Source organism: Streptomyces sp. NPDC050121 (genome assembly GCF_044460385.1).
Taxonomy (GTDB): Bacteria; Actinomycetota; Actinomycetes; order Streptomycetales; family Streptomycetaceae; genus Streptomyces; species Streptomyces soliscabiei.
Map to the genome: position 1 here is coordinate 41,965 of NZ_JBITJV010000013.1, position 26,187 is coordinate 68,151.

Annotated in this window: 35 protein-coding genes and 1 pseudogene; 19 read left to right on the top strand and 17 right to left on the bottom strand. The window is 72.6% G+C overall.

The features are described from left to right. Positions 1-11 precede the first annotated feature (11 nt). The 4 genes from ACIBTS_RS20940 to ACIBTS_RS20955 form a co-directional block, all read right to left on the bottom strand. Positions 12-1,040, bottom strand: coding sequence for an SDR family oxidoreductase (locus ACIBTS_RS20940; RefSeq protein WP_399321165.1), 1,029 nt, complete (start codon positions 1,038-1,040; stop codon positions 12-14). Between the two features lie 92 nt (positions 1,041-1,132). Beyond that, complete coding sequence (locus tag ACIBTS_RS20945; protein WP_319673995.1) at positions 1,133-2,095, bottom strand: SDR family NAD(P)-dependent oxidoreductase; 963 nt, start codon at positions 2,093-2,095, stop codon at positions 1,133-1,135. Between the two features lie 320 nt (positions 2,096-2,415). Next, on the bottom strand, positions 2,416-3,072 hold the full coding sequence (locus tag ACIBTS_RS20950; protein ID WP_319673994.1) for an HAD family hydrolase: 657 nt from the start codon (positions 3,070-3,072) through the stop codon (positions 2,416-2,418). 80 nt (positions 3,073-3,152) lie between these two features. Beyond that, a complete protein-coding gene (locus ACIBTS_RS20955; protein WP_399321168.1) occupies positions 3,153-4,202 on the bottom strand; it encodes a PHP domain-containing protein in 1,050 nt (349 codons plus the stop codon). A gap of 133 nt (positions 4,203-4,335) precedes the next feature. On the opposite strand from ACIBTS_RS20955, the gene ACIBTS_RS20960 reads away from it, so the two are divergent. Further along, a complete protein-coding gene (locus ACIBTS_RS20960) occupies positions 4,336-4,572 on the top strand; it encodes a hypothetical protein (protein ID WP_319673992.1) in 237 nt (78 codons plus the stop codon). Between the two features lie 32 nt (positions 4,573-4,604). On the opposite strand, the gene ACIBTS_RS20965 is transcribed toward ACIBTS_RS20960, so the two are convergent. Then, on the bottom strand, positions 4,605-5,057 hold the full coding sequence (locus ACIBTS_RS20965) for a VanZ family protein (RefSeq protein WP_079664594.1): 453 nt from the start codon (positions 5,055-5,057) through the stop codon (positions 4,605-4,607). A 502-nt stretch (positions 5,058-5,559) separates the two neighbouring features. Between ACIBTS_RS20965 and ACIBTS_RS20970 the strand changes: the two genes are divergently transcribed. From ACIBTS_RS20970 to ACIBTS_RS20995, 6 genes are read left to right on the top strand one after another with little or no spacing between them, the layout of a single operon-like run. Next, entirely contained in the window at positions 5,560-5,742 is a 183-nt protein-coding gene (locus ACIBTS_RS20970) for a hypothetical protein (RefSeq protein WP_399321169.1), read from the top strand. Further along, positions 5,739-6,191 carry a monovalent cation/H+ antiporter complex subunit F gene (locus tag ACIBTS_RS20975; protein ID WP_399321170.1) on the top strand — a complete coding sequence of 151 codons (453 nt, stop codon included), beginning with the start codon at positions 5,739-5,741 and terminating at the stop codon, positions 6,189-6,191. Before ACIBTS_RS20970 ends, ACIBTS_RS20975 begins: the two co-directional genes overlap by 4 nt. Further along, entirely contained in the window at positions 6,184-6,444 is a 261-nt protein-coding gene (locus ACIBTS_RS20980; protein WP_399321172.1) for a hydrogenase subunit MbhD domain-containing protein, read from the top strand. Before ACIBTS_RS20975 ends, ACIBTS_RS20980 begins: the two co-directional genes overlap by 8 nt. Then, positions 6,441-7,181, top strand: coding sequence for an MnhB domain-containing protein (locus ACIBTS_RS20985; protein WP_399321173.1), 741 nt, complete (start codon positions 6,441-6,443; stop codon positions 7,179-7,181). The genes ACIBTS_RS20980 and ACIBTS_RS20985 overlap by 4 nt, the downstream gene beginning before the upstream one ends. A 10-nt stretch (positions 7,182-7,191) precedes the next feature. Continuing rightward, entirely contained in the window at positions 7,192-7,539 is a 348-nt protein-coding gene (locus tag ACIBTS_RS20990; RefSeq protein WP_399321175.1) for a sodium:proton antiporter, read from the top strand. After that, positions 7,539-9,332 carry a complex I subunit 5 family protein gene (locus tag ACIBTS_RS20995; protein WP_399321177.1) on the top strand — a complete coding sequence of 598 codons (1,794 nt, stop codon included), beginning with the start codon at positions 7,539-7,541 and terminating at the stop codon, positions 9,330-9,332. The genes ACIBTS_RS20990 and ACIBTS_RS20995 overlap by 1 nt, the downstream gene beginning before the upstream one ends. Here ACIBTS_RS20995 and ACIBTS_RS21000 read toward each other — a convergent pair. Both ACIBTS_RS21000 and ACIBTS_RS21005 read right to left on the bottom strand, forming a co-directional pair. Next, positions 9,320-10,000: a DUF4230 domain-containing protein gene (locus ACIBTS_RS21000; RefSeq protein WP_399321178.1), complete on the bottom strand. Its 681-nt coding sequence runs from the start codon at positions 9,998-10,000 to the stop codon at positions 9,320-9,322. The genes ACIBTS_RS20995 and ACIBTS_RS21000 overlap by 13 nt on opposite strands. A gap of 100 nt (positions 10,001-10,100) precedes the next feature. Then, a complete protein-coding gene (locus ACIBTS_RS21005) occupies positions 10,101-10,601 on the bottom strand; it encodes a response regulator transcription factor (protein ID WP_399321180.1) in 501 nt (166 codons plus the stop codon). Between ACIBTS_RS21005 and ACIBTS_RS21010 the strand changes: the two genes are divergently transcribed. Both ACIBTS_RS21010 and ACIBTS_RS21015 read left to right on the top strand, forming a co-directional pair. Then, positions 10,542-10,862 (top strand): alpha/beta fold hydrolase, encoded by a 321-nt coding sequence (locus ACIBTS_RS21010; RefSeq protein ID WP_399321181.1) that lies wholly within the window; start codon positions 10,542-10,544, stop codon positions 10,860-10,862. The two genes, ACIBTS_RS21005 and ACIBTS_RS21010, sit on opposite strands and share 60 nt — an antisense overlap. Before the next feature lie 224 nt (positions 10,863-11,086). Beyond that, complete coding sequence (locus tag ACIBTS_RS21015; RefSeq protein WP_319676810.1) at positions 11,087-12,040, top strand: ribose-phosphate pyrophosphokinase; 954 nt, start codon at positions 11,087-11,089, stop codon at positions 12,038-12,040. Between the two features lie 22 nt (positions 12,041-12,062). On the opposite strand, the gene ACIBTS_RS21020 is transcribed toward ACIBTS_RS21015, so the two are convergent. Together ACIBTS_RS21020 and ACIBTS_RS21025 are read right to left on the bottom strand one after the other, a co-directional pair. Then, positions 12,063-12,443: an anti-sigma factor antagonist gene (locus tag ACIBTS_RS21020; RefSeq protein ID WP_319676811.1), complete on the bottom strand. Its 381-nt coding sequence runs from the start codon at positions 12,441-12,443 to the stop codon at positions 12,063-12,065. A gap of 224 nt (positions 12,444-12,667) precedes the next feature. Then, positions 12,668-13,135: a MarR family winged helix-turn-helix transcriptional regulator gene (locus ACIBTS_RS21025; protein ID WP_399321183.1), complete on the bottom strand. Its 468-nt coding sequence runs from the start codon at positions 13,133-13,135 to the stop codon at positions 12,668-12,670. 104 nt (positions 13,136-13,239) lie between these two features. On the opposite strand from ACIBTS_RS21025, the gene ACIBTS_RS21030 reads away from it, so the two are divergent. From ACIBTS_RS21030 to ACIBTS_RS21040, 3 genes are all read left to right on the top strand, one after another. Next, on the top strand, positions 13,240-14,694 hold the full coding sequence (locus ACIBTS_RS21030; RefSeq protein WP_319676812.1) for an aldehyde dehydrogenase family protein: 1,455 nt from the start codon (positions 13,240-13,242) through the stop codon (positions 14,692-14,694). A gap of 44 nt (positions 14,695-14,738) precedes the next feature. Next, positions 14,739-15,845, top strand: a complete 1,107-nt coding sequence (locus ACIBTS_RS21035; RefSeq protein WP_399321185.1) for an NAD(P)-dependent alcohol dehydrogenase — start codon at positions 14,739-14,741, stop codon at positions 15,843-15,845. 197 nt (positions 15,846-16,042) lie between these two features. Then, positions 16,043-16,891, top strand: a complete 849-nt coding sequence (locus ACIBTS_RS21040) for a hypothetical protein (protein WP_399321186.1) — start codon at positions 16,043-16,045, stop codon at positions 16,889-16,891. 7 nt (positions 16,892-16,898) lie between these two features. Here the strand turns inward: ACIBTS_RS21040 and ACIBTS_RS21045 are convergent, their stop codons facing one another. Then, the gene (locus ACIBTS_RS21045; protein ID WP_319676815.1) at positions 16,899-17,462 is read right to left on the bottom strand and encodes a TetR/AcrR family transcriptional regulator; all 564 of its coding nucleotides are present in this window, start codon (positions 17,460-17,462) and stop codon (positions 16,899-16,901) included. Next, positions 17,459-17,821 (bottom strand): DUF1304 domain-containing protein, encoded by a 363-nt coding sequence (locus tag ACIBTS_RS21050; protein WP_399321187.1) that lies wholly within the window; start codon positions 17,819-17,821, stop codon positions 17,459-17,461. Before ACIBTS_RS21050 ends, ACIBTS_RS21045 begins: the two co-directional genes overlap by 4 nt. Before the next feature lie 112 nt (positions 17,822-17,933). On the opposite strand from ACIBTS_RS21050, the gene ACIBTS_RS21055 reads away from it, so the two are divergent. The 3 genes from ACIBTS_RS21055 (at position 17,934) to ACIBTS_RS21065 (ending at position 19,108) form a co-directional block, all read left to right on the top strand. Next, entirely contained in the window at positions 17,934-18,146 is a 213-nt protein-coding gene (locus tag ACIBTS_RS21055; RefSeq protein ID WP_399321188.1) for a GNAT family N-acetyltransferase, read from the top strand. Between the two features lie 31 nt (positions 18,147-18,177). Then, positions 18,178-18,642 carry a pyridoxamine 5'-phosphate oxidase family protein gene (locus ACIBTS_RS21060; RefSeq protein ID WP_319339097.1) on the top strand — a complete coding sequence of 155 codons (465 nt, stop codon included), beginning with the start codon at positions 18,178-18,180 and terminating at the stop codon, positions 18,640-18,642. Between the two features lie 73 nt (positions 18,643-18,715). Then, positions 18,716-19,108: a VOC family protein gene (locus ACIBTS_RS21065; RefSeq protein ID WP_361702851.1), complete on the top strand. Its 393-nt coding sequence runs from the start codon at positions 18,716-18,718 to the stop codon at positions 19,106-19,108. A 397-nt stretch (positions 19,109-19,505) separates the two neighbouring features. Here the strand turns inward: ACIBTS_RS21065 and ACIBTS_RS21070 are convergent, their stop codons facing one another. After that, entirely contained in the window at positions 19,506-19,802 is a 297-nt protein-coding gene (locus ACIBTS_RS21070) for a DUF4235 domain-containing protein (RefSeq protein WP_319677389.1), read from the bottom strand. A 41-nt stretch (positions 19,803-19,843) separates the two neighbouring features. Beyond that, a complete protein-coding gene (locus ACIBTS_RS21075; protein WP_399321191.1) occupies positions 19,844-20,863 on the bottom strand; it encodes a glutathione S-transferase family protein in 1,020 nt (339 codons plus the stop codon). 287 nt (positions 20,864-21,150) lie between these two features. Here ACIBTS_RS21075 and ACIBTS_RS21080 point away from each other — a divergent pair, with 287 nt between their 5' ends. Continuing rightward, complete coding sequence (locus ACIBTS_RS21080) at positions 21,151-22,068, top strand: cation diffusion facilitator family transporter (RefSeq protein WP_399321397.1); 918 nt, start codon at positions 21,151-21,153, stop codon at positions 22,066-22,068. An 81-nt stretch (positions 22,069-22,149) separates the two neighbouring features. Here ACIBTS_RS21080 and ACIBTS_RS21085 read toward each other — a convergent pair whose 3' ends face one another. The 3 genes from ACIBTS_RS21085 to ACIBTS_RS21095 all read right to left on the bottom strand — a co-directional run bounded on the left by ACIBTS_RS21085 (position 22,150) and on the right by ACIBTS_RS21095 (position 23,603). After that, positions 22,150-22,599 (bottom strand): nitroreductase family deazaflavin-dependent oxidoreductase, encoded by a 450-nt coding sequence (locus ACIBTS_RS21085; RefSeq protein WP_399321193.1) that lies wholly within the window; start codon positions 22,597-22,599, stop codon positions 22,150-22,152. Positions 22,600-22,746: 147 nt separating this feature from the next. Next, a complete protein-coding gene (locus ACIBTS_RS21090; RefSeq protein WP_399321194.1) occupies positions 22,747-23,370 on the bottom strand; it encodes a LysE family transporter in 624 nt (207 codons plus the stop codon). Beyond that, positions 23,367-23,603, bottom strand: coding sequence for a hypothetical protein (locus tag ACIBTS_RS21095; RefSeq protein ID WP_399321196.1), 237 nt, complete (start codon positions 23,601-23,603; stop codon positions 23,367-23,369). Before ACIBTS_RS21095 ends, ACIBTS_RS21090 begins: the two co-directional genes overlap by 4 nt. A gap of 34 nt (positions 23,604-23,637) precedes the next feature. Between ACIBTS_RS21095 and ACIBTS_RS21100 the strand changes: the two are divergent. Then, positions 23,638-23,810: pseudogene (locus tag ACIBTS_RS21100) on the top strand (DUF1348 family protein); the annotation flags it as partial. Between the two features lie 9 nt (positions 23,811-23,819). Then, a complete protein-coding gene (locus ACIBTS_RS21105; RefSeq protein WP_399321197.1) occupies positions 23,820-24,335 on the top strand; it encodes a flavoprotein in 516 nt (171 codons plus the stop codon). 81 nt (positions 24,336-24,416) lie between these two features. Here the strand turns inward: ACIBTS_RS21105 and ACIBTS_RS21110 are convergent, their stop codons facing one another. Continuing rightward, a complete protein-coding gene (locus ACIBTS_RS21110) occupies positions 24,417-25,220 on the bottom strand; it encodes a phytanoyl-CoA dioxygenase family protein (protein ID WP_399321199.1) in 804 nt (267 codons plus the stop codon). A gap of 59 nt (positions 25,221-25,279) precedes the next feature. Between ACIBTS_RS21110 and ACIBTS_RS21115 the strand changes: the two genes are divergently transcribed. Beyond that, positions 25,280-26,173: a helix-turn-helix domain-containing protein gene (locus ACIBTS_RS21115; protein WP_399321201.1), complete on the top strand. Its 894-nt coding sequence runs from the start codon at positions 25,280-25,282 to the stop codon at positions 26,171-26,173. Positions 26,174-26,187: the final 14 nt, after the last annotated feature.

Here is a 26,187-nt window from a genome sequence, read left to right on the forward strand (position 1 = left end):
GCAGTCGGCTCTCAGGCCGCCTTGCGGCCGCGCATCGGCTCCGTGGCCTCGCCCTCCCCGCCGCGCAGGCCCTCGAGGAACTCCTCCAGCACCTCCGGCGCCGAATGCTCGGGGTGCCAGCCCAGTTCGACACGGGCTCGGGTGCAGTCCATCAGGGGAAGCCTGAGGACCGCGTCGAAGAGGTGCGGCGAAGCCGGCAGGAGGCGCAGGCCCCAGGCCGTGGCGATCGCCGAGCGGGCCGCCGTCCGGGGCAGGCGGACGGGATGGGCGTCGAACATCTCGCCGAGCAGCTTGGCGTCCACGGCGGGCTCGGCGGCCAGGTTGAAGGCGCCCCCCACCTCGGTGCGCAGGGCGAGCCGGTACGCCTCCGCCGCGTCGTCGGTGTGCAGCGCCTGCACACGCAGTCCCGGCACGTCCGGCAGGAAGGGCAGCCGCTCGGGGTGGACGAGCGGCCCGGGCAGGAACTTCCCGCCGAAGATGCGCCGTTGTTCGCTCGCCGACTCCCGCTTGAACAGGAACGCCGGCCGCATCCGCACCACTCTGGTCTGCGGGTGGTCCCGCTCGAAGGTGTCCAGGGCCCGCTCCAGGTAGGCCTTCTCCCGGCAGTACGCGGCGTTCGGCCAGCCGTGCGTCGGCCATGACTCGTCCACCGCCCGGTCCTTCGGTCCCGGCGAGTACGCGCCCACCGACGACGCGTGCACGAGGACGGGCACATGCGCGGCAGCCACGGCCTCGAAGACCCGGATGCTGCCCAGGACGTTCGTACGCCAGGTCACCGCCGGATCGTGCGTGGGCTGGAACGCCCAGGCCAGATGCACGACAGCGGCCGCGCCCTGGAAGATCCCGGCGAGGTCGGCCTGCTCGTCGGCCAGGTCGACGGCCGCCCAGTCGGTCTTCGGCGGCGACCAGTCCGGGACCCGCCGGGCCAGGCCCCGCACCGAGGCGACGCCAGGATCCTGCGACAGAAGACGCACCACACTCGTGCCGACATTGCCGGTGGCGCCCGTGACGACGACGTTGCTGCCTGTTGCGCTGCTCACCTTCGGCTCCTCTCGGCGTTTCCTGCGGGGAACCGACCGAGTACCCGGCCGGGGCCCCGCGCACGCGGAACGCCCGCGGCGGCGGCCGCGCCCTACGAGCCGAACGCGTTCACGCCGGTCAGCTCGGTGGACAGCTCCCACAGCCGCGCCGCCTGCTCCGGGTCCGTCGCCCAGGCCTTGACGCCGGAGCTTTGGTCGCCGTCGACAGCGGTCTCGGCGATGTCGCAGTCCTCCAGGTAGACGCCGCCCATCCCGGCCAGCTGCGGCGAGGTCGCCGCCCACACCTGGGTGGCCGCGCCCTGCTCGGGCGTCTTGAAGCCCGACGGGTTGAGCACCTTGCCGTCCTCGTCGATCCAGCCGCGCTCCACCATCTCCTCCTTGGGGAGGTGCCGCTGGAGCGGCGTGATGATGCCGCCGGGGTGCAGGGCGAAGGCACGCGCGCCCCGTTCCCCGGCCAGCCGGTCGAGGTGGACGGCGAACAGCACGTTCGCGGTCTTCGCCTGCCCGTAGGCCTCCCACTTGTCGTAGCCCTGCCGCCACTGGACGTCGTCCCAGCGCATCCCCGAGAAGTGGTGGGCCCGCGAGGAGACGGACACGACGCGGGCGCCGCCGGGCTCTATCGCCGGCCACAGGCGGTTGACGAGGGCGAAGTGGCCGAGGTGGTTCGTCGCGAACTGCGCCTCCCAGCCCGGGCCGACCCGGGTCTCAGGGCAGGCCATGATCCCGGCGCTGTTGATGAGGAGGTCGATGCTCCGGCCGGAGGCGAGGAACCGCTCGGCGAAGGCGCGCACGCTGTCCAGGTCACCAAGGTCGAGCTCGTCCGTCTCGACGCCGTCGAGGCCGGCGAGGTTCTCACGGGCCGCGTCCGGGCGCCGGGCGGGGACGACGACGTGGGCGCCCGCCTTGGCGAGGGCGCGGGTGGTCTCCAGGCCCAGCCCGGAGTAGCCGCCGGTGACGACCGCGAGCCGTCCGCTGAGGTCGATGCCGGCGAGAACGTCGTCGGCGGTGCTGTGGGCGTCGAACCCCGAACCGATCTTGTGCTGTGCAGTGCTCATGTCCCAGACGTTACGAATTGGAGTGCGCTCCAAGTCAAGCGCCCACCGCACGCCGAGAGCCCGGACAGAAGAAGGCCCCGACCGGACGGGGGAATCACGGTCGGGGCGGCCAAGCGGTGGGCGCGGATGGCGGTCGCCTCTCGGCGAAACGCTCCACAGGGCTTCAGCGGAACGATCGTCCCTGTGGGCAAAAGGTGAGGCCCGGGGACACTGTCCCATCCGCACCCACGGTTGGTTCAACTGGCAACCACCTATGGGTGTTCCGCGCTCGGCGGCAGCGCGCCGTGACGTCCGTCACCCGGGGTTCCGTCGCCCGCGGCTCAGGCCAGCGGGCTCGCCGACAGGGACGCCAACAGGTCGGCGGGGTCGTCGTAGACGGCTTCCGCGCCCGCGTCGAGCAGGTCGGCGCGGGGGATGCCGCCGGACAGGACGCCCACACAGCGCACCCCGGCTCGACGGCCTGCGCGCATGTCCCACACGGTGTCGCCGACGAACACGGCGCTTTCGGCGGGCGCCCCGGCCAGTTCCAGGGCGTGCCGCACGGGCTCCGGCGCGGGCTTGCCCTCGGCCACGTCGTCCGCGCTCGCCGTCGCGGCGATGGCGTCGTCGGCGTCGATGGCGCGCCGCAGCGCCGACAGTTCGCCCCCGCTCGCCGAGGTGGCGAGCACGACCGTCCAGCCGTCGTCGCGCAGCCGCCGCAGCAGCGGACCGGCGTCCGGCAGGGGCGGCAGCCGGTCGAAGTACTGTCCGTAGAGGGCCTTGTGGGCGGCGCTGAGCTCGGAGTCCTCGTCCTGGTCGCGCTCGTCGCCGAGCAGGTGGGCGATCAGGTCGTCGGAACCGAGTCCGACCGCCCGGTGCACGGCGTGCATGGGCACCCGGTGGCCCGCCTGCCGGAAGGCTTCCCACCAGGTGGTGACATGCAGGTGGTTGGTGTCGACGAGGGTGCCGTCGACGTCGAACACGGCGGCACGGGGCATGGGGGGCCTTTCTCTCGAGTCCCTGAGGACCGGGACCGCCCAGGACGGCCAAGGACCGCCCAGGACCGCCAAGGACCACCTCAGAGGCCTGCGGTATCAGGTGTGCCTGCCGGTACCCGCCCCTCCCGCGTCCAGTCCAGCAGCTCGGCCAGCGGCCAGGTGGTCACGATCCGTTCCGCGGGCACCGCGCACTCCTCGGCCCGCGCGCAGCCCAGGATCTGCCAGTCCAGCTGGCCCGGCGCGTGCGCGTCGGTGTCGACCGAGAACAGCACGCCCGCCGCCACGGCCCGGCTCAGCACCCGGCGCGGCGGGTCGAGCCGCTCGGGCCGGCTGTTGATCTCCACGGCCGTGCCGGACTCCGCGCACGCCGCGAACACCTCGTCCGCGTCGAACGCCGACTCCGGCCGCCCCCGGCCGCTCACCAGCCGCCCCGTGCAGTGGCCGAGGATGTCGGCGTGCGGATCGCGCACGGCGTTCACCATGCGGCGCGTCATCGCACGGGACTCCATGCGCAGCTTGGAGTGCACGGACACGACCACCACATCGAGTTTCTCCAGCAACTCCGGCTCCTGGTCCAGTGAGCCGTCGTCGAGGATGTCGCACTCGATCCCGGTCAGCAGCCGGAACGGCGCCCAGGTCGCGTTGAGCTCCTCGACCACCTCCAACTGCCTACGCAACCGCTCGGGGGACAGCCCACGGGCGACCGTCAGACGCGGCGAGTGGTCGGTGAGCGCGGCCCACTCGTGGCCGAGCGCGGCAGCCGCCCGGCCCATCTCGTCGATGGGGCTGCCGCCGTCCGACCAGTCGGAGTGGACATGGCAGTCCCCGCGCAGCAGCTTCCGCAGCCGGGACCCCGCGCCGTCCGTGAGCGGCCGGCCGGCCTCGCCCTCCAGTTTCTCCAGATAGGCCGGAACCTGCCCGGCGAGCGCCTCGCGCACCACCTGGGCGGTCTTCGGGCCCACGCCCTTCAACGACTCCAGCGTCCCGGCCGCCGCCCGCTGCTCCACCTCCGCCGCGGGCAGCCGCGCCAGCACCCTGGACGCCGTACGGAAGGCGCGCACGCGGTACGTCGGCGCCAGGGACCGCTCCAGCAGGAAGGCGATCCGGTCCAGAGCCTCGACGGGATCCATCGCCACCTCCTGGATCCAGAGTTCCCCACCCGCGCGCGGACCGCATGGCGGAGGTCGCCTTCCGCGGAAGGCGACCCCTTTCGGTGGCGATCTGATGATTCATACCGGCGAGTTGCGTTCTACCCTCTATGTCATGACCGAAATCGCTGGCCTCCGTGTCTCCCGCCCGCGGATCCTGGTGCTCGGGGTGCAGCCGGGCCCGACGCCGTTCCGCATCGTGGAAGTCGACGGTCGAGTGGTCGGTGAGGCGAGGGCCATCACCGACGTTCTCGAGATCGCCGCCGCGTTCGGCGTCACGGTCCATGACCTCGACGACCCGGACGTGGTGCGCTGGGTGGGCGGGGACAGATACACCTGGGCCCCGCACTGACGGTCGCGGCCCGGTCTCCTGCCCCGCGCCCGTCACAGGCGCCGCTCCCGCGCGTGCACCGCACGGCTCACCCTGCGCCCCAGGAGCAGGTAGCCGATCAGCGCGCCCGTGGTGTTGAGGATGACGTCGTCGACGTCGAAGGCTCGCCCGGCCACCAGCGCTCCCTGGGCGAACTCCACCAGCAGCATGACCGTCGCCGTCAGCAGCAGCACCCGCAGCAACCCGCGCGCCCGGGGGGCCACGACCGGCACCAGGATCCCGAAAGGCACCCCGAGCAGCAGGTTCCCGCCGATCTGCTTCACGGCGTCGCGCAGCGCGGGCTGGTCGAGGTAGGCCCGCAGGGAGTCGCCGGGGCGCAGGTTGGAGTGCACCAGCGACTCGGAGGCGGGCGACGGCTCCAGGGTGAGCCGGGCGAGCACGACGGCGAACGCCACCATGAACGCGAAGGCGAACAGCATCGCCAGCAGCCGCAGCGGAAACGGCAACGGCCGCTGCTCGGCGCGCGCCGCCTTCTTCGCCCCCTTCGCCGCGCCGCCTTTCCCGGCCTTCCCAGTCTTCCCGTCCTTCCCAGCCTTCGCGATCTTCCCAGCCTTCGCGACCTTCCCGGCTTTGCCGGTCTTCTCGGTCGGGTTCTCCGGTGCGGCGGGTTTGGCGGGCTCCTTCTTCGGGTTCTTCAGGTTCTTCGGGTTCGTCGGCTTGGTCGGGGTGGCGGGCTCCTCGCTGCTCTTGGCGGCGCGTGGGCGGAACAGGGTACGCGGACGTAAGGCTGCACGGGCCATGCGGTCCTCCAGTCTTCAACTTCCCTGCGTAGTAAGGCGATTACCCGCAAACCGGCCGGGGATGCGGCCGACCGGCCCTCGGCCCGCGTTTCCGTTCGTGCTGCCGGGGCACTCCGGGCTGTGGCCCGAGCGCGCCGTCGCCCTGCCCGGCACGGGCGGTGCTTGGATGCCGAAAGCGGCACAAAACGACGGCCTGGGGAGGAGGCGCATGCACCGGCGTACCGCGCTGCTGACCCTGGGCGAGCTCCTGGCCTGGTGGGTCGCGCTGACCGCGCTCTGGCTGCTCCTCGTCAGCACCGTCGACGCGCTGGAACTCGCGGTGGGCGCCGGCTCCGCCGCCCTCGCGGCGCTCGCCGCCCGGGCGGGGCGGCGGGCGGCGAGCGACCGGTGAACGGCTGGCTGCTCGCGGCGACCGTCGTCCTGGCCGGGGGAGTGGGGGCGACCCTGTGGGGTGTGGCCACCGGTCCGCTGCGCCGCCGCGTCGTCGCCCAGAACCTCTCCACCGCCCTGGCCTGTCCCGGCCTGCTTCTCCTGGCCCAGGGCTACGACCGCCCCTCCTACGTCGACCTCGCCCTCGTCCTCGCGCTCCTCGGCCCGGTCGGCACCCTCGTCTTCGCCCGCCTGCTCGCCGACGACCTCGCCGGGGACCCGCCGCGCGCCCGGGCCCTCACCCGGGCGGTCGCGGGCCTCGGGGCGGCGGTGGTCCTCGCCGTGTGCGTGGCGACGGGGCCGGGCCGGGCGATGGGCAAGCTGCTCGTCGTGGGCGCGCTGCTGATCGGCGGCAACCTCATCGCCTCGCGGGCCCTGTCCGGCGGGCTGGACGGGGTGCGCCGTGACTGACGCGCTGATCGTCGTCGCCCTGCTGCTGGTCGCCGGCGCCGCCACCGTGGCCGTCGCCACCCGCGATCCCGTTCGGCAGGCCCTGGTCCTGGCGGTCCTCGGTGTCGCCCTCGCCGTGCTCTTCACCGTCCTGCAGGCCCCCGACGTCGGTCTGTCACAGCTGGCGGTGGGTTCCGCGCTGACCCCGCTGTTGCTGCTGCTGACGGTCCGCAAGGTGCGGCGGCGGGCCCGGCGGAAGGAAGACGCGCCGTGAACCCCCGCCACCGGCTCTGGCTGGTCTGCGTCGGCGGTGCGGGCCTGGCCGCGCTGCTCGCCGCCGCCTGCCTGGACCTGCCCGGCTTCGGGGGCGACCGGCACCCCTACGGCGACCGCGCCGTCCGTGCCTCGCTCGCCCGGCGCACCGCCAACACCATCGCCTCCGTCAACTTCGACCAGCGCGCCTTCGACACGCTCGGCGAGATGACCATCCTGTTCGCGGCGGTGCTCGGCTGCGTGGTCCTGCTGCGGCAGACCCGCGACGAACGCCGCGCCCGCCCCGAACCCGCCGATGTCGCCCCGCCCGTCCGCCGCTACGCCCTCCTCGTCCTGCCCCTCGCCCTGCTCACCGGCCTCTACATCGTGGCGCACGGGCAGCTCAGCCCCGGCGGCGGCTTCCAGGGCGGCGTCGTCGCCGCGACCTCCCTGCACCTGCTCTACCTCGGCGCCGACTACCGGGCCCTGGAACGCGTACGGCCCCTCGGCCGCTACGAGGTCGGCGACGCCCTCGCCGCCTCCGCCTACGTCGTGACCGGACTGGCCGCGGTCCTCGCCGGCACCGCGTTCCTCGCCAACACCCTGCTGCCGTACGGCACGTTCAACACCCTGTCCTCCGGGGGCACCGTCCCCCTGCTGAACGCGGCGATCGGCATGGAGGTCGCTTGCGCCGTCGTCGTCCTGCTGGCCGGATTCCTGGACCAGGCCGTGGAGATCGAGGAAGAGAGCGGGAGTTGAGGTCGCTGTGATGCATGTCCTGCCCTACCTGGTCGCCGTCTGGATCTTCCTGGCCGGCTGCTACGGCCTGGCCACCAGCCGCAACCTGATCCACGCCGTCGGCTGCCTCGCCGTCTGCCAGTGCGCCACCTACGTCCTGCTGCTGGCCGTCGGCTACCGCGACGACGCCACCGCGCCCGTCTTCTCCGACCTCCGGCCGGGCTCGCGACCGGTCGTCGACCCCGTCGTCCAGGCCCTCGCCCTCACCGACGTCGTCGTCGGCGCCACCGTCACCGCGCTCCTGCTCGCCCTGGTCGTGCAGGTCCCCAAACGACACGGCACGGTCGACCCCGACGAACTCTGCGAGCTGCGCGGCTGATGAACCACCTCCTGCCGCTGCTCGTCGCCGTCCCGCTGCTCGGGGCCGCGCTGCTGATGGCCGGTGGACGGCGGCTGCCCCGGGTCGCCGCCGAGTCCGTCGGCTGCGCGGTCTCCGCGGGAACCGCCGCGCTCGCCCTCGTCCTGCTGGTGAACTCCTCGCCCCCGATGGCCGAGTGGGTCGGCGCCCGGACCCCTGTGAACGGCCACAGCGTCGGCATCGTCGTGATCGGCGACGGCCCCGGCCTCGGCATGGCCACCCTCGCCTCGCTGCTCACCACGGCCGCACTGGCGTACTCCTGGCACTACTTCGACGAGCCGCCCCGACGCCACGCCGGCTCCTTCCCGGCGCTGCTGCTGGTGTTCCAGGCGGGCATGTGCGGCTTCGCGATCGCCGGCGACCTGTTCAACGCGTTCGTGTTCTTCGAGCTGATGAGCGTCGTAGCCTACGCGCTCACCGGCTACCGCATCGACGACCCCCGGGCGGTGCAGGGAGCGCTGACCTTCGGGGTGATCAACTCGCTCGGCGCGTACGCGATGCTGATGGGCATCGGGCTGCTGTACGGGCGTACCGGCGAGCTGGGCATGACACAGATCGGGCGGGGCCTGGACAGCGCGGCCGAGCACGGCGGGCACGGCGAGCCGGACGCGCTGGTCCTTGCCGCCTTCGTCCTCGTGCTGACCGGTCTGCTGGTCAAGGCCGCCGTGGCGCCCTTCCATTTCTGGCTGCCGGACGCGCACGCCGTCGCACCCACCCCCGTGTGCATGCTGCTGTCCGGCGTGATGGTGGAGCTCGGCGTGTACGGCGTGTGGCGGGTGTACGCGACCGTCTTCTCCGGACCCGGTGGGATCCCGGCCCCCGATCTCGAACGCGCCCTGGTCGTGCTGGGCGCGCTGACGGCGGCCGTCGGCGCGGTCATGTGCTGGTACCAGCGGCACATCAAACGCCTGCTGGCCTGCTCCACGATCGCCCACACCGGGCTGTTCCTCATCGGCATCGGCGTCCTGAAGCCCGAGGCCGACGACGGCGTCGCCCTGTACGTCCTCGGGCACGCCGGGGTGAAGGCCGCCCTGTTCGCCTGCACCGGCATCCTCCTCGACCGCTACGGCAGCGTCGACGAGCACGCCCTGTACGGCCGCGCCCGCAAACTGAAGGGCGTGGCCGTGATGTTCGCCGCCGGGGCGCTGGGCCTCGCGGGGCTGCCGCCGTTCGGCACGGCGCTGGGCAAGTCCGTCACGGAGGAGGCCGTCGGCCACCCGCTGACCGTGCTCTACGTCGCCGTCTCCGCGGTGACCGCCGGGGCCGTGCTGCGGGTCACCGCCCGCGTCTTCCTCGGCCTCGGCCCCCGCCCCGAGGAGCCGCGCGAGAGCGAGGGGTACGAGACGACGGGCTCGGGGGAGCGGCCCGAGACCCGGGAACGGCTGACCCGGATCCCGGACACCATGACCGTGGTCTCCGCGCTGCTGCTCACGGCCGCCGTCGCCGTCGGGGTGGCCCCCGGCCTCGCTCACGTCGTCGCGCACGCCGTGAACGAGACCGGCTCGGGAGGCGCGCTCGCCTCCGTCCACTGGACCTGGGCCGGGGTCCTGCTGGGACTGGCCTCGACCGTGCTGGCCGTGGGCCTGGCGGCCGTCGCCCTCGCCCGGCCGCGTCTGCTCGACGCCCCCGGCCGGGCGCTTGTGCTGCGCCGTCTGCAGTCCGGCCACATCGGGGACTACGTGGCCTGGCTACTGGTCGGCGCGACGCTCCTGGGCGCACTCGCGCTGCCGGGGGTCCTGGGTCATGTGTCGTAGGAGACCCGCACCTCCTTGAAGCCGAGGGAGTGCAGCAGCCCCTGGAGCATGCCGGTGGTGTTGGTCTCGGCGCGCGTGGTCAGCTCGCTCGCCTTCGCCGCCTCGCCGATGTGCTTCACCGCCAGTTTCTGCACGGCCTGCTCACTGCCCGGGTTGTCGGAGAAGAGATCGCCGAGGCGGTCGAGGAGACCGCGCTGCTTGGAGACCGCGTAGGAGCGGTCGGGGTCGAGCGCCGGCTTGCCGAGCTGGGCGTGCGGCAGCCGGAGCGTGGCCGAGGTGCGGTCGCCGTTGACCGTCACATCCTTGTCGCCGATCCTGCCGAGGTCGACGAAGGCGTCCACGGTGCCCGCCCCGACGTACAGGGTGCGGGTGCCGCGGATCGCGTCGGGGAGGAACTTTGCGTCCTTCTCCAGGTCCACGACGACCTGGAAGTTTCCGGTGGCGGCGTCGTAACGGCTCATGTCCTGGATGGACTGGAGCAGGGCGGGACCGGAGCGGTCGTGGGTCTCGGTGCCGAAGAAGTCGCGCAGTCCCGGCAGCAGGCTCAGCCGGATCCCGGCGAACATCACCACGAGCACGACCACGACGGCGGTGAGCGCCTTCGCCCAGCCGGGCATCCGCTGGGGGAGACGCTTGACGGGCTTGTCGGGCTTGATGGAAGTCGTCATGCGGACGGTCCTCCTTCCTACTGACCGGATGCCCGCCAATTCCCTTGTCAGACCGCCTTGTTGACGAGCTGTGACAGGAAAGTGCAGATGCCGTGGACGCTCACCCCGCCCGGCCGCACCGCCCGTGGTCGAAGGCGAAGACGACCGCGTGCACCCGGTCGCGCAGGCCCAGCCTGTCCAGGACCCGGCCCACGTGCGTCTGCACGGGCGCCTCGCCGATGGGCAGCCGTCCGGCGATCTCCGCGTTGGACAGGCCCCGGCCGAGCAGAAGCAGTAGCGCGCGCTCCCGCTCGGTCAGCGGGGCCGGTCGGCGGGCCGTGTCCGGCGGCGGTTCGACGGGGGTGGCGCGGGCGGACTCGGCGAGCAGCCGGCGGGTGACGGACGACCCGAGGAGCGCGTCGCCCGCCGCGAGCGTGCGGATGCCGTTACGACCGGCTCGGCTCCGGCCGCTCCACCCGGCCGGCCGATCCGACCGGCTACACGGTCGCCCGCCAGGTCGCCGACCTGGAGGCCGAGCGGGAGCGGATCGACCGCCGAGAAGGTGGTCCTGCTGGGCGCCTCCTGGGGCGCCACGCCGGCCGCCGAGTACCTCGCCGCCCACCCCGACCGTGTGGCGCGCATGGTCCTCACCTCGCGGCCCGGGCCGAGGGCGACATCTGGGACCGGCTCACCCCCGGCCGGCGGCGCCGGATCGACGAGCTGGAGGCGAGCCCCCGCCCGGCCGCCCGGTCCCTGCTGGTGGAGGCGAACCCGCGCGCCGCGCACGCCCTCGCCCCCGACGGCGGCCGGATCGACCCCGTCTTCGCCCGGCTGCTCGACATCGCCGCCCCCGCGGCCACCTGCCACCCCGACCGTCCCCTGACCGCCTCCCCGCCCGGCTTCTACGCCAATCAGCTCACCGCCCCCGGATCGCCGGCGAGTACGACGAGGTCCTGCCGCTCAGGGAAGCTCAGGGAGCTCAGGGGGTTCTGGGTGCTCCAGAGGGCTCCCGGGACTCCGGGGCGCTCCTGAGGATGGGCATAACGGACGTGGTCCGTAGCATGAGAGCTCCCGCCCCAGCCGGACATGATCAGCGAGGAGCCGATCGTGCGAGACATCTCCGTGTTCAGCGGCAGTGCCCACCCCGAGCTGGCCGCCGAGGTCTGTGCCCACCTCGGCGTGCCTCTGAGCCCCACCCGCCTCAGCAGGTTCGCCAACGACTGTCTGGAGGTCCAGCTCCAGGCCAACTGCCGGGAACGGGACGTCTTCCTGGTCCAGCCCCTGATCCGGCCCGTGCAGGAGCATCTCGTCGAGCTGCTGCTGATGTGCGACGCCGCCCGCGGGGCGTCGGCGGGCCGGATCACCGTCGTCATGCCGCACTACTCCTACGCCCGCTCCGACAAGAAGGACGCGCCCCGGATCTCGCTGGGCGGCCGTCTGGTCGCCGACCTGATGGCGGCGGCCGGAGTGCACCGGGTCCTCGCCATGACGCTCCACTCGCCCCAGGTGCACGGCTTCTTCTCGATGCCCGTCGACCACCTGCACGCCCACCGGGAGCTGGCCGCCCACTTCCGCCGCTACGACCTCACCCGCACCACTGTCGTCTCACCGGACCTCGGCAACGCCAAGGAGGCCGCCGCCTTCGCCCGGATGATCGGCGCCCAGGTGGCGGCGGGCGCCAAGCAGCGCTACGCCGACGACCGGGTCAGCATCAGCGCCGTCATCGGCGAGGTCGCCGGGCGGGACGTCATCGTCCTGGACGACGAGATCGCCAAGGGCAGCACGGTCCTGGAACTGCTCGACCGGCTCAGGGAGCTGGAGCCGCGCTCGATACGGGTGGCCTGCACGCACGGCCTGTTCGCGGCCGGCGCCCTCAAACGGCTCAGCGAGCAGCCCGACGTGCTGGAGATCGTGTGCACCAACACCGTGCCGGTGCCCGAGGAGGAGCACACGGACAAGCTGCGGATCCTGTCCATCGCCCCCGCCCTCGCGGAGGCCGTGCGCCGCATTCACAACGGCGAGTCCGTCAGCGCCCTGTTCGACGCGGCGCGCAGTGAGTAGGCGGTAGCGCTTCGGGGCGCCGTCATAACGTGCCGGACGTGGCCTCGGGCCGTTCCAGGGCCGCGTCCAGCGTCGTGGCGGGCGGCAGCAGCCGGGACAGTCCGGTGGCCCGCAGGATCCGCAGGGTGAGCGGATGGGCGCAGACGAGGTGCAGCTGCCCGCCCTGGCCCAGGACTCGGGCGCGCGCCCGGTACAGCAGTCGCAGCCCGGAGCAGTCGAAGAACTCGATCCGGGTCAGGTCGATCACGATCCGGGAGCCGGCACCGGCGGTCGCGTCGTCGAGACGCGGGCCGATCTCCGTGGCCGCGACGATGTCGATCTCGCCGCGGAACTCCAGCACTGTGTGCCCCCGGTCCTGGCGGATGCGCAGGTGCGGGGTGTCCGCCGTGGGTTCCTGCTGCACGACGACATCGCCTCCAACCCGCTCCACCGGTCGGGAGCTTCCAACGGCCGGGGCACACGCAGCAGTTCCCCGCCCCAGCAAGTTACCCCCGTTGGAGTGAATTCCAGCATGTTCGATTGACATATGTCTTCGAAATGCAACCGGCCGTGTCCGAGTTTTTTGCCTTGTGAACGAAGTGCCGACCGAGGGGCGGTCGAGGGGCCCGGGCCGAGGTTCCCGGCGTCCTAGGACAGCGCGTGCCACGCCTTGGACAGGGCGGTGCGGAACTGCTCCTCCTGGTGGGCCGTGAGCTCCCGCACCATGCGTTCCTCCAGCTCCCGCACCGACCCGGCGTGCCGCTCGAGCAGCCCGCGCCCCTCCTCGGTGAGCAGGATCAGCAGCTCGCGCCGGTTGCGCGGATTGCGCTCGCGGCGGATCAGGCCGCGCCCCTCCAGGGAGCGCACCAGGTCGGCGATGGACTGGGCGGTGACGAAGGAGTCCCGGGCCAGCTGGGCGGCCGACAGGCCGTCGTGCCGCTCCAGCACGGTGAGCGCCGTGTACTGCAGTGCCGTGATCCCGGACGGTTTGACCAGCTCGTCCAGGTGGGATCGCACGATCAGCTCCACCTGCTTCACCATGTAAAGCAGGGACGGGGGCGCCCGGTGGGGCTGAGGTGCGGACGCTGCTGCCTTGGTTGTCTGGGTGCCGGCCATGAGTCCGAGCGTAGACCATTGACAGGAAACCTGTCTGTAATGAGACTGCGAACCAACAGGAATCCTGTTTGTTGAAATCTTGGCGACGATGCTGAGGAGTGGTGATGACCACCTTCGAGATCGACCCCGGTCGACTGTTCATCGGGGGACAGTGGCGCGAGGCCGCGGACGGAGCGCGGACCGAGGTGGTCGACCCGTCCCGGGGCGTGGTCGTCACCACCGTCGCGGAGGCGGGCGCCGCCGACGTGGACGCGGCGGTACGGGCCGCGCGGGAGGCCTTCGACGCCGGCCAGTGGTCCGGCCTCAGCGGCCGGGAGCGTGGCCGGATCCTGCTCCGCGTCGCGGAGCTGATCCGCGCGGAGGCCGACGAGATCGCCCGGCTGGAGAGCCTCGACGTCGGCAAGCCGATCACCCTGGCCCACGCGGTCGACGTCACCAACGCGGCCAACGACTACGAGTACTTCGCGTCCCTCGCCTTCTCGCTGGACGGCGCGCACCGCGACACCCCGATGAACGCCCACGCCTACACCAAGCGGGGCCCGATCGGCGTGGTCGCCGCGATCACCCCCTTCAACTTCCCGCTGATCCTGGCCGGTTCGAAGCTCGCCCCGGCCCTCGCGGCCGGCAACACGGTCGTGCACAAGCCCGCCGACGAGACCCCGCTCAGCGCCCTGTACATGGCCGGACTGCTCCAGCGGGCCGGCGTCCCCGACGGCGTCGTCAACGTCGTCACCGGCAGCGGTCCGGTCGCCGGTGAGGCGCTGCTGCGCCACCCGGGCGTCGACAAGATCGCCTTCACCGGTTCCACCGCGATCGGCCGGCACGCGGCGAGCGTCGCGGGCGAGAACCTCAAGCCGGTGACCATGGAACTCGGCGGCAACGCGGCGCACCTCGTCTTCGAGGACGCCGACCTGGAGAAGGCCGTCGGCGCGATCATCAAGGGATTCGTCTTCAACACCGGCCAGTTCTGCATGGGCGGCCCGCGCCTGCTGGTGGCCCGCCCGGTCTACAGCACCCTGCTGAACATCCTCGCCGAGGCCGTGCCCGGCGTGCCCGTCGGCGACCCCCGGCAGGTGGAGACCGTCGTCGGCCCGATGGCGGGGGAGAAGCACCTGCGCAAGGTCGAGGAGTACGTCGACATCGCGCGCAAGGAGGGTGCCCGCATCGTCTGCGGCGGCGAGCGACTCGACCTCGACGGCGGCTACTACTACAAGCCCACGGTCATCGCCGACCTCGCGAACGACTCCCGGGTCGTCCAGGAGGAGGTCTTCGGCCCGGTCCTCACCGTCCAGCCCTTCGACACCGAGGACGAGGCCGTGGCCCTCGCCAACTCCACGCCGTACGGCCTGGCAGCGGGCGTCCAGACGGGCAACCTGGCCCGCGCCCACCGCGTCGCCGACCGCCTCCAGGCCGGCATCGTCTGGGTCAACGACTGGGCGATGCTCGACCCCGCCGTGCCCTTCGGCGGTGTCAAGGACTCCGGCTTCGGCCGGGAGTACGGCCCCGAGGCGCTCCACTCGTACACCCAGGTCAAGTCCGTCGTCGTCTCGCTCGACTGAACGCGCTTACAGGAACACCTGTAGGAACAAAGGGAGTTCAACCGATGTCCACCACCACACGCGCCGCCGTCGTCGAGTCCGGCGGAGCCCCCTTCACCCTCTCCGACGTGGTCCTCGACGACCCCGCGCCGCACGAGGCGCTGGTCCGCCTGGTGGCGGCCGGGGTGTGTCACACCGACCTCGGCGTCGCGAGCGGCGGACTGCCCTTCCCGCTGCCCGGAGTTCTCGGTCACGAGGGCGCGGGCGTCGTGGAGGCGGTCGGCTCCGCCGTCACCGGCGTCGCCCCCGGCGATCACGTCGTGCTGTCCTTCGCCTCCTGCGGCGACTGCCGCAACTGCCACGGCGGCCACCCCGCCTACTGCGCGACCTGGCTGCCGCTTAACCTCATCGGCGGGCGCCGCGCCGACGGCACCAGCACCATCAGCCGGGACGGCGAGGCCCTCGGCGGCCACTTCTTCGGCCAGTCGTCCTTCGCCGAGCGGGCGTTGGTCGACGAGCGCAGCCTCGTCAAGGTCGACCCGGACGTACCGCTGGCGTCGATCGCCCCGCTGGGCTGCGGAGTCCAGACCGGCGTGGGCGCCGTCTGGAACGTGCTGACGCCGACGACCGGCAGCACGATCGTCGTGCTGGGCGCCGGAGCCGTCGGCCTCTCGGCGGTGATGGCGGCCGCGCTCACCCCGGCCACCACGATCATCGCCGTCGACAAGGTCGCCGAACGCCTCGCTCTGGCCAAGGAGTTGGGCGCCACCCACACCGTCGACGCCGGCCATGCCGCCCTCGGTGACGCCATCGCGGAGATCACCGGCGGGCGGGGCGCCGACGGCATCGTGGAGACCACGGGCAGCACGGCCGTCCTGCGGCAGGGCGTCGACGCGCTCGCCGCCCGCGGCACCCTCGTCGTCGTGGGGGCGCCGCCCTTCGGCACCGAAGTCGCCCTTGATGTCAACGGGCTGCTGGGCGGCAAGCGGGTCGTCGGCCTCACCCTCGGCGACGCCGAGACGCAGACCTTCATCCCGGCCCTGGTCAAGCTGGTCAAGGAAGGCCGGCTCCCGCTGGACCGCCTGATCGGCACCTACGCCTTCGCCGACATCGGGCAGGCGGTCCAGGACATGACCTCTGGCAAGACCATCAAGCCGGTCCTGACCTTCTGACCTAAGGTCAGTGGACCGTCAGGACCAGCTTCCCTGTGGTCCGGCCGGTGCCCGCCTTCCTGCGTCAGTACCTGCACACGGCCAGCGGCGTCACCCTGCCGGCGTACCGCGGGACGTTCCGGAGGGACCGCTGAACGTCGCGGTCCGCAGCGGCGTCGAAGGGGAGTGGGAGACGGTCGGTGAATGAGGGGGCGGACGTGCGCAGAGGGCTCGTCGTGGTGACGGCGGCACCGGTGGCTGCCGTGGGATGCGGCGACGGGGGCGAGGGCATGATCATCGAGGACAGTCCCGTGGCGAGCCCGTACAGCGGCCCGCTCCACATCGCCACGAAGCAGGTGGACGAGGACACCCAGGCGGCCATGCTCCTTGCCTCGGGCGCCGCGGGCCGGGCACTGGAGTGCGACGGTGAGATCGCCTGGGGCAGCGGGCCCGACGGGTGGAGCGAGCGCGACGGCGGAGACACCCCGGAGGAGGGGCTCAAGCTCTATTTCCACATGTTCGAGCCGTCAGGTCCGCGCTCCGGATTCCGTGCGGAGCGTGAGGAGAGCGACCGCGTCCTGTACTCCTACGACGTCGGCGGCCGGACGAAGGTGGCGGTCGTCGTCGCCAAGGACCAGAAGAACAGGCCGGGTTGGGGCCCGGAGACCCACGCCTCCTGCGATCCGGCCGAACTCCCCGCGAGCGTCACCGACTCCGGCGAACAGGAGATCTGGACCGACCGCAACGGCAAGCGGGTCGCGACCACGACACTGAGCAGCTACGCCGGCGCGGAGCACTGCGGCCGGCAGAAGGCGCACTTCCTCGGGATGGGCCCGGACGAGGCTCGCCGCCAGTACGTCCGCGACCCCGACGGTGTGCTCGAAGGCGGCCTCCTCACCTCCGCGTACGACGGCGACGTCCCGATGCCCGCCGACGCGCACGACACCGGATACCGCTACGGGGAGCGGCAGTTGTGGCTCACGGACGACCGCACGACGGCCTACGTCCGCACGCCCGACGGCGTCGAGGCCTGGCCGCTGGCGAAGGACGTGGTGGCCTGCGCGTGACCGTCGCTCAGCGGCTCGCGTGCAGCGCGACCAGCAACTGCCACACCTGGTCGGCGATCGCACCGGGCGTGCCGTCGAGATCGCCGTGCAGCCAGTCCGCCAGCACCCCGGCGAAGGTCGCGGCGACGGCGGAGGCGACCAGCGGCGCGTCCGCCGCGCCGGCCCGCTGCCGCTCGCGCAGGCTGTAGGCCCGCAGGTCCCGGTGCAGCACCCGGCCGAGCGGGCCCCCGCCGCCCGGCGCCAGCAGGGTGCGGTACAGCGAGGCGTGCGGGGTCAGCGAGCCGAAGAACTCCGCCAGCGCGGCCGGCGCCCGCACCGGGTCCGGCCGCCCCTGCCAGGCGTGCAGCGCCTCCACCGCCTCCCGTACGACATCCGCGCAGGCGTCGACCGCGAGGGCTTCCAGGTCGGGATAGTGCACATAGAACGTGGCCCGCCCGACACCGGCCCGCCGCACCAGCGCGGCGACGCCGACCTCCTCCAACGGCCGCTGCGCGCACTCCTGGAGCAGCGCGGCCCGCAGCCGTGCCCGGGTGCGGGCCGCCCGCGGGTCCTCGGGCTCGCCGCGCGTCACTGTGCGATCAGGACGGCGGCCAGGGCGAGCGCGCCGGGCAGGGCCTGTGCGACAAGGATCCGACGGTTCGCCGTGGCCGCGCCGTACACGCCCGCGACGATCACACACGACAGGAAGAACACCTGCGCCCGGAACCCGGTCGGGTCGGCCGCGATCAGCCCCCACACCAGGCCCGCCGCGAGGAAACCGTTGTAGAGCCCCTGGTTGGCGGCCATCGAGGCGGTCCGCCGCGCCATCTCCGCGTCGAAGCCGTGGAACGACATCCCCGGCTTCTTCTGCCACAGGAACATCTCCATCACCAGGATGTAGAGATGCAGCGCGGCCACCAGAACGACCAGTACGTTCGCCAGGATTTCCATGGTCTCCCTCAACTTCTTGGACAGGTGTCCACTATAACGGGACACCTGTCCAAGAAGTCCAGCCCGCTGCGGAGGGGACGGGCTGTCAGTGGGGACGGCTGGCCTGCGGCACATGACTGCTCACGAGGTGACCGACCGAGCAGCGACCGGCCACCGCCGGGACGGCGCCGGCACGCGACTCGTCGAGGCCTTCCTCGCCTGGGCCGCCGAACAGGGCGTCGGCCAGACGGAGGTGACCGCCTACACGGACAACACCGACGCCCTGCGTTTCTACGCACGCCGCGGCTTCGCCCCGCGCCTCGTCACCCTCCGCCGATCCTTCTGACAGCCGGGCAGGTGAAGGTCACACTGGAGACATGACGTCAGCACTCGCACGCCCCGCGAAGCAGCGCAAGCTCGACACGCTCCACCGGCTGGAACACGACGTGGACGCCTGGGTCGCCACGGCCGCCGAGGACGGCGCGGCTCCCTACCTGGTCCCGCTCTCCTATGTCTGGGACGGCGCGACACTCCTCTTCGCCACCCCCGCCACCAGCCCCACCGGCCGCAACCTGCTGGCCACCGGCATCGCCCGGGTCGGCGTCGGCCCGACCCGCGACGTCGTCATGATCGAGGGGACGGCCGTGGCCGTGCCGCCTGCCGAGCTGCCGGAGGAGGACGCCGAGATCTTCGCCGGCAAGACCGGCTTCGATCCGCGCGAACTGTCCGCGCGGTACCTGTACTTCCGGGTCCTCCCGGGCCGGATCCAGGCCTGGCGTGAGGCCGACGAGCTCCAGGGGCGCGAGCTGATGCGGGACGGGGAGTGGCTGGTGGCCGACTGAAACCGGGGTATCCGCAAGGTTCGGGGACGGGACGCGCTCGCCCCCGCCCGGACCTCGCGGAGGAGAAGACGACATGGCATTGGTGAAAGCGGGCGTCGTGGTGCTCGACTGTGCCGAGCCCGAGAAGCTCGCCGAGTTCTATGTGGGGCTGCTGGACGCCGAGGAGACCGACTCGACCGCCAACCGTGTGGAGATCAGGGGCGCCGACGGCACCCGCCTGGCCTTCCGGCGCGACGTGAACGCGACCCCGCCGAGCTGGCCGCGCCCCGAGAACGCCCTCCAGGCCCACCTGGACTTCCTCGTCGACGACCTCGACGAGGTGGAACGCAGGATCGTCGGCCTGGGCGGCCGCCCCCTGGAGACCAAGGGTGCCTCCGGCCCCCACGAGGAACGCGGCTACGCCGACCCGGCGGGCCACTCCTTCACCCTCCGCCTCGAACCTTCCACAGCCCCAAAACAGGGTTGACCCCAAGACACCCCGCGCCCCCCGGCACCACGGCGGCCGTCGCCCCGACCCACCCGGCCCCCCCAACCCGGGCGCCCCACGCCCGCCGGCCACCTACCCGCCGCAGAGCATCCCGCGTCCCGGATGTCCCCGACGCCACGGGGCCGTCCGGGAGCGGGCGCCGCGGCAGCCGTCGGCTCCGGCCCGCCCGGCCGCGCCGAACCCCGGCGGCCTGCGGCCGTCCGCCTGGCCGACTGCCGCAGAGCATCCGCGTCCCGGACGTCCCTCCGCCCATGCCCCCCACGCCACCCGGGCCGCCCTGCCGCCGCGGACGCGGGCGACCCGCGTTTGCCCGTCCGCCTGGCTGCCGTAGGCATCCGCCGTCCCGGGTGTCCTCGTGCCTGGGGTCCGGGCGGGTTCAGTCCCGACCGCCCTTTTCCTTGGCCGGCCAGACTCCCGTGGACCGTTCGATCGCCTTGGCGCCGGTGCGGTCGGCGGCGCTGCGGGCCGCCGCGAAGATCGCGCCCTGGATCGCCGCGGCCAGTAGGATCTCGCCCCAGCCGCGGTCCCGGTCCAGGGCGTCGGGGGCATCGTCCTCGTTGCGTATCGCCATCCACACCTTGCGGAACGCGAGCCCGGCGAGGGCGCCGCTCGCCCAGCCCAGCACGAAGCCGACGGGCTGGTAGACAAGGGGGAGTTTCCTCTTTTTGGCCACGGTCGCCTCACTCCTTCTCTCGCAGGCTCTGTCAGGCTCTTTCAGGGTCGTCCGCCCGCCGGAACCTCCTCGTCGGCGGGCACCGGGCCGGGTGGGGCGCCGTCGCCGAAGGGGCGGCCGCCGAGTTCCTCGCGGTGGTGCGGGGCGAGCCAGTCGGCCAGGTCGGGGCCGAGGGGGACGATCCGGGTCGGGTTGATGCCGGTGTGCACCCGGTAGTAGTGCCGCTTGATGTGGTCGAAGTCGACGGTGTCACCGAAGCCGGGCGTCTGGAAGAGGTCCCGGACGTAACCCCACAGGACCTGATTCTCCGTCACCTTCCAGCGGTTGCACTTGAAGTGTCCGTGATAGACGGCGTCGAAACGCACCAGCGTGGTGAACAGCCGGATGTCGGCCTCGGTGATCGAGCTGCCGACCAGATACCGTTGCCGGGCCAGCCGGTCCGTCAGCTGCTCCAGCCGCCGGAAGACCCCCGCACACGCCTCCTCGTACTCTCCCTGATCTCGCGCGAAACCCGCCCGGTACACCCCGTTGTTGACGTCCTTGTACACGTCGGCCATGACCGCGTCGATCTCGTCGCGCAGCCGGTCCGGGTAGAGGTCGGGGGCGCCGGGGCGGTGCAGGTCCGTCCACTCGGTGGCGAGGTCGAGGGTGAGTTGCTGGTAGTCGTTGGTGACCAGCTCGCCGCTGGGCACGTCCACGACCGCCGGCACGCTGACCCCGCCGGGGTAGTCGGTCTCCCGTTTGTCGTACGCCTCGCTGAGATACCGGATGCCGAGCACCGGGTCGCGGCCGTCCGGGTCGAGCGTGAAGCGCCAGCTGCGGTCGTCCTGGATCGGGTCGGCGATCGCCATCGACAGTGCGTCCGCCAGCCCCAGGAGCCGCCGGGAGATCACCGCCCGGCTCGCCCAGGGGCAGGCCCGGCTCACCACCAGCCGGTAGCGGCCGGCGGCCACGGGCCAGCCGTCCCTGCCGTCCGCGGTGATCCGGTCCGTGAAGTGACTCCTGGACCTCGTGAAGGGCCTGCGCCCGTACGCGCTATTGCCGTCGCCCCCGCCGCTCATGGTTCCTCCCGCTGCTCGCCGCGGTACGTGTGTGTCCTGCTGACCGCGTTCCCCGATTTCCGCCGACGGCACGGTGTGATCCCGACCCGCAGGGGCAGTCGGCGAAGGTGAGTACAGCCGACCGCACGAGCGAGCACACGACCGGCCACACGTCCCAGCACACGACCGGCCACACGTCCGAGCACACCACCGGCCACACCTCCCAGCACACCACCGGCCACACCTCCCAGCACACGTCCGACCGCACGACCGGCCGCGCAGCGGATCGCAGGACACGTCTCACCGTCCTGCTGGCACTCGCCGCCAACCTGGTCATCGCCGTCGCCAAGGCGGTGGGCGGCGTGATCGCGGGCTCGCCCGCGCTGCTGTCGGAGGCGGCGCACTCCGTGGCCGACAGCCTGAACGAGGTCTTCCTCCTCGCCGCGCTGCGCCGCAGCCGACGCCCGGCCGACGAGCGGCACCCCTTCGGCTACGGCAAGGAACGCTTCTTCTGGTCGCTCCTCGCCGCCGTCGGGATCTTCGTGATGGGCGGCTGCTTCTCCGTCTTCCAGGGCGTCGAGGCCCTGCGGACCGGCGCCGACGAAACGTTCAGCGGCTATGTGGTCGGCCTGATCGTGCTCGGCGTCGCCTTCCTCGCCGAGGGCGTCTCGCTGCTGCGGGCCCTGCACCAGGTGCACCGGCAGGGCGGCGGCCTCGCGGGCCTGCGCGACCCGGCCCTGCGCACGGTCGTCGCCGAGGACGGCACGGCGGTGCTCGGCGTCACCCTGGCGGCGATCGGCATGGTCCTGCACATGGTCACCGGGCAGGTCGTCTGGGAGGCCGGCGCCTCGCTGGCGATCGGTGTGCTGCTCGTCTACGTCGCCTACGGACTCGGTCGCGCGGCCCGCGACCAGCTCATCGGCGAGGCGGCGGACCCCGAGACCGGCGCGCGGATCCAGGCGCTCCTCGACGACCAGCCCGAGATCGACAGCGTGGAGGCGCTGTTCACGATGAAGACGGGCCTCGACTCGACACTGGTGGCGGCCCGCGTCGACCTCATGCCGGGCCTGGACAGCGAGCGGGTCGAACAGGTCGCCGTCCGCATCAAGCGCTCGATCGCCCGCACGACCCCGGAGGCGGCCCCCATCTTCCTGGACGTGACCGACCGCCCGGCGCGCGAGGGACGCGAAAGCCCCGCCGCGACGGGGGAACGCGGCGGGGCCTGACTCTCGGCTGCCCGGTGCGCGCCCGTTCATGCGCACTCACGGCAGATTTTTCTACGAAATTCCTGGAGGGTGTTCCTCCGCTCAGCCGTCGGCGCCCGGTTCCACGACGAACACCGGGATCTCCCGGTCCGTCTTCTTCTGGTAGTCGGCGTACGGCGGGTATGCGGCGACGGCACGCTCCCACCACTCGGCCTTCTCCGCGCCGGTGATCTCACGGGCCGTCATGTCCTGCTTGTGGGGCCCGTCCTGGAGTTCCACCTGGGGATCGGCCTTGATGTTGTGGTACCAGACGGGGTGCTTCGGCGCCCCGCCCAGGGAGGCGACCAGGGCGTACCGGCCGTCGTGCTCGACCCGCATCAGCGGCGTCTTGCGGATCTTCCCGCTCTTCGCGCCCCGGGTCGTCAGCAGGATGACCGGCAGTCCCGTGTCCTGCAGCGTCGTCCCCTCGGTGCCGCCTGAGCTCTCGTACCGCTCCACCTGCTCGCGCACCCACTGCGTCGGGCTGGGCTCGTACTCACCTTCGAGAGGCATGGCATCGCTCCCCTTCATCCTGTCGACATGTCGTCGCATCGCCGTATCGATGTGTGGCCGGCCATCCGGGTCACGCACGTCCGACGCGCACCTGCTTCAACACCGGTACCCGCGTGATCCATCCTTCCGACTGTGCACAGTGCACGCCTACCCCGTCATGCGCACGGCCAGCACCGTCATTACGCCGCTCGACACAAACGCCGTCACCAGCCGCCCCGGGCGACCGGTGAGCGCCCGGCCCAGCAGCGCGCCGCCCCCGGCGAGCAGCAACTGCCAACTCGCCGAGGCGACGAAGGCCGCCGTCACGAAAACGCCCTGGTCCAGGGGGCGTACGGAGTCGCCGACGCCGGCGCCGAGGACCAGCGCGGCGAAGTAGACCACGGTGGCCGGGTTGAGCAGGGTGATGCCGAGCAGGCTCAGGTAGGCCCGGGCCGGGCTCGGCGGGGGCGGTGCGGCACGGGTGCTGAGCCGGTGGGCCCGGAACCGGCGCACGGCCGTCACCGCGCCTCGGGCCGCGAGCGCCAGCAGGACCAGGGCGGATGCCCAGCGCAGCGGCGTCAGCACCGGTCGTAGCGCGGCGGCGACGGCGGTGCCGCCGACCGTGGCGACCAGGGCGTAGAGCCCGTCCGCCGTGGCGACGCCGAGCGCGGCGCACGCGCCGGTGCGCAGGGAGGTGTGGGCGGTGAGGGAGACGAGGTAGGTCGCGACCGCGCCGACGGGCACGGCGATGCCGTATCCCGCGACCAGGCCCGCGACGAGCGCGGCCGTCACGGTCGGACGGTGTCGCGCCTTCGGTGACGGCCGGGCTGCTGCTGGACCGGCGCCGGAAGAGCGGCGGCGGACATCAGCGGCAGCGGCGGGCGGGCATCGCACGTGGACATGGCCGGATCCTGCGGCCCGCGACCGGCCGGCGGCAACCGGTTTTCCGCCGCCGGCCCCAGCGCGCCGCCGGAGCGAATGATTCGGGCCGGATCGCCCCATTCGTCGATCTGGCCGAACTGCACGTCGCCCTATAGGTGCCCAGGGCATCTAATGCCCGCCGGCGGGCAGCGGTGGCGCAGCTTCGCAACGAACTGTGGGAGTTCGACGAGCGCGGGCTGATGACGCGCCGTGAGGCGAGCATCGACGACGTGCCGATCGAGGAGGCCGATCGCCGCATCCGCGGACCGCGCCCCGACGCCGAACGAGGGCTCTCCTTCCCGCTTGAGTAGGGTTCCCGGGTGACCGAACAGGACGAGCAGCCGCCCTTTCTCTACGTCGTCGTCTGCGCCGCCGGCATCGCCGCGGACGTCGGCGGGCTGATCACCGCCGCGCAGGAGCGACCGTGGCGCGTCGGCGTCATCGCGACCCCCCTCGCCATGAACGGCTTCTTCGACGCAGCCGCCGTCGAGGCGCAGACCGGGCGCCCGATCCGCTCCGCCTGGCGGCGCCCCGGCGATCCGCGGCCCTTCCCCGAGCCCGACGCGGTCGTCGTCGCCCCGGCCACCTTCAACACGATCAACAAGTGGGCGGCCGGGATCGCCGACACCCTCGCCCTGGGCACCCTGTGCGAGGTCTCCGGCCTCGGGATACCCATCGGCGTCCTGCCCTGCGTGAACGAGACCCTCGCCGGGCACCCCGCCTACCAGGACAGCCTGATACGGCTCCGCGGGATGGGCGTCCGGTTCGGACATCCGTACGACGGCGCGGAGGGGGAGGGGTTCGGCTGGGAGCGGGCGCTGGACCTGCTCGGCTGAACCGCGCGGCGGGTCGTACGACCGGGCCACGAACTCCTCCGCCCCGGGGATTGCGTCCCTTGCGCCCAGGCGGCGCCGTTCCTAATGCGGGCCTTGCGGCGCAAACTCCGTACCGCACGGCCCGGCCCCCTCGCTGACCGCCAGAGCCACCCGTTCCCCGTTCATGGACACCGTCCGGTAGTACCGCCCGATCCGCCGAGCCGAGAGCCCGACATAGTGCCCGATGAACGACCGCCGGAACCGGTCGACGGTCCGGTTGGGCTGCGACCCGTGCACCAGACTGCCGTTGAAGAACAGGACGTCCCCCGGCGCCATGTCGACCGGCACCGCCGAGACCCCGGGCGGCGGCGGCACGTACTCCCGGGCGAACGACACCTCCGCGTCCGCCTCCTCCGGGCAGAACAGATCCATCCGGTGTGTACCCGGTACGACCTCCAGGCCGCCGTTGTCCCGGTCGATCACGTCACAGGCCAGCCAGGCCGCCACGCAGGTGCCGGGCTCCACCCGGAGATAGAAGTTGTCCTGGTGCAGCGCCTGCCCCCGGGCGCCCGGCGGCTTGAAGTAGAACATGCTCTGCGCGGCCAGCACCTCCTCGCCGAGCAGTTGCTCCAGCACGCCCCGCAGCCGCGCGTCCAGCAGCACCCGCCGGGCGAGGGGACTGATCTCGTGCGGGTGCATCACCCTCGGGTACCGGTCGAGCGGGTCGTCGCCGGCCCGCGGTTCGAAGTACCCCGGCACCGCCTCGCCGGTGGCCTGCAGCGCGGCGAACTCGGCGCGCAGACGGTCGACTTCGTCGACCGCGAACAGCCCCCGGACGACGGTGAAGCCGTCCTCCTCGTACTGTCGCAGCGCGGCCGGGGTCAGGCCGAGGTCCGGGACGGTCATGTGTGCCTCCTTGGTCGACCCGCTCATGTTGTGCCGGACCCGGCGTACGGAGGATGCCCATGCGTGCTGACGACCTGCCCAGGACTGCCGTGCCCGGGGATCCCTCGCCGCCGCCCGGGTGGGTGGTGGTCGGTCACTTCGACGAGGGCGTGGGGTACGGCGTGGACCGGCCGCGGGGTTCGGACAGTTGGCTGTTCGTCTGGACGACGGACGGGTGCGGCCGGGTGCGGCAGGGCGGCAGCCAGGTGCGGGCGGGCGCCGGGGACCTGGTGGTGCTCGCGCCGCGTGTCCCGCACGCCTACACCGTCGAACCCGGCGCCCGCCGCTGGCAGTTCTGGTGGGCCCACTGCCAGGCCCGCCCGTCCTGGACCCCCTGGCTCCGCCCGTACGACGCCGGGGACGGCCTGTACGTCGCCCGGCCTGTCCCGGCCGCCCTGCACGACCGGGTCGGGGCGGCCTGGCGGCGCATGTCCGCCGACGCCCGCCGGCCAGGCGCCGCGGCGGAGGCCGGGGACAACGGGATCGTGGTGGCCGAGGGCGCGGCCGCCCGCGAACTCGCCCTGTGCGCGCTGGAGGAGGTCGTCCTGCTGGCCACCGCCTCGGCGCGCACTCCCGCGTCCCCGACCGGCGTCGACGACCGCGTCCAGCGGGCGCAGGCGCGGATGGCCGGCGACCCCGGCGCCCCGCACACCGTCCGCTCGCTCGCCGAGGAGGTCGCGCTCTCGCCCTCGCGCTTCGCCCACCTCTTCGCCGAGCGGGTGGGCCAGTCTCCGATGCGGGCCCTGCGCGAGGCCCGACTGCGTCATGCCGCAAGGCTGTTGGAGAGCACCGACCTGCCCGTGGAACGCGTCGCCGCGGCCTCGGGCTTTGCGAGCGCGTTCCACTTCAGCCGTGTCTTTCGCGCGCGCTACGGGACACCGCCGGGCGCGTACCGGGACGGAATGCACACGTAATTACCGTCCCGAAA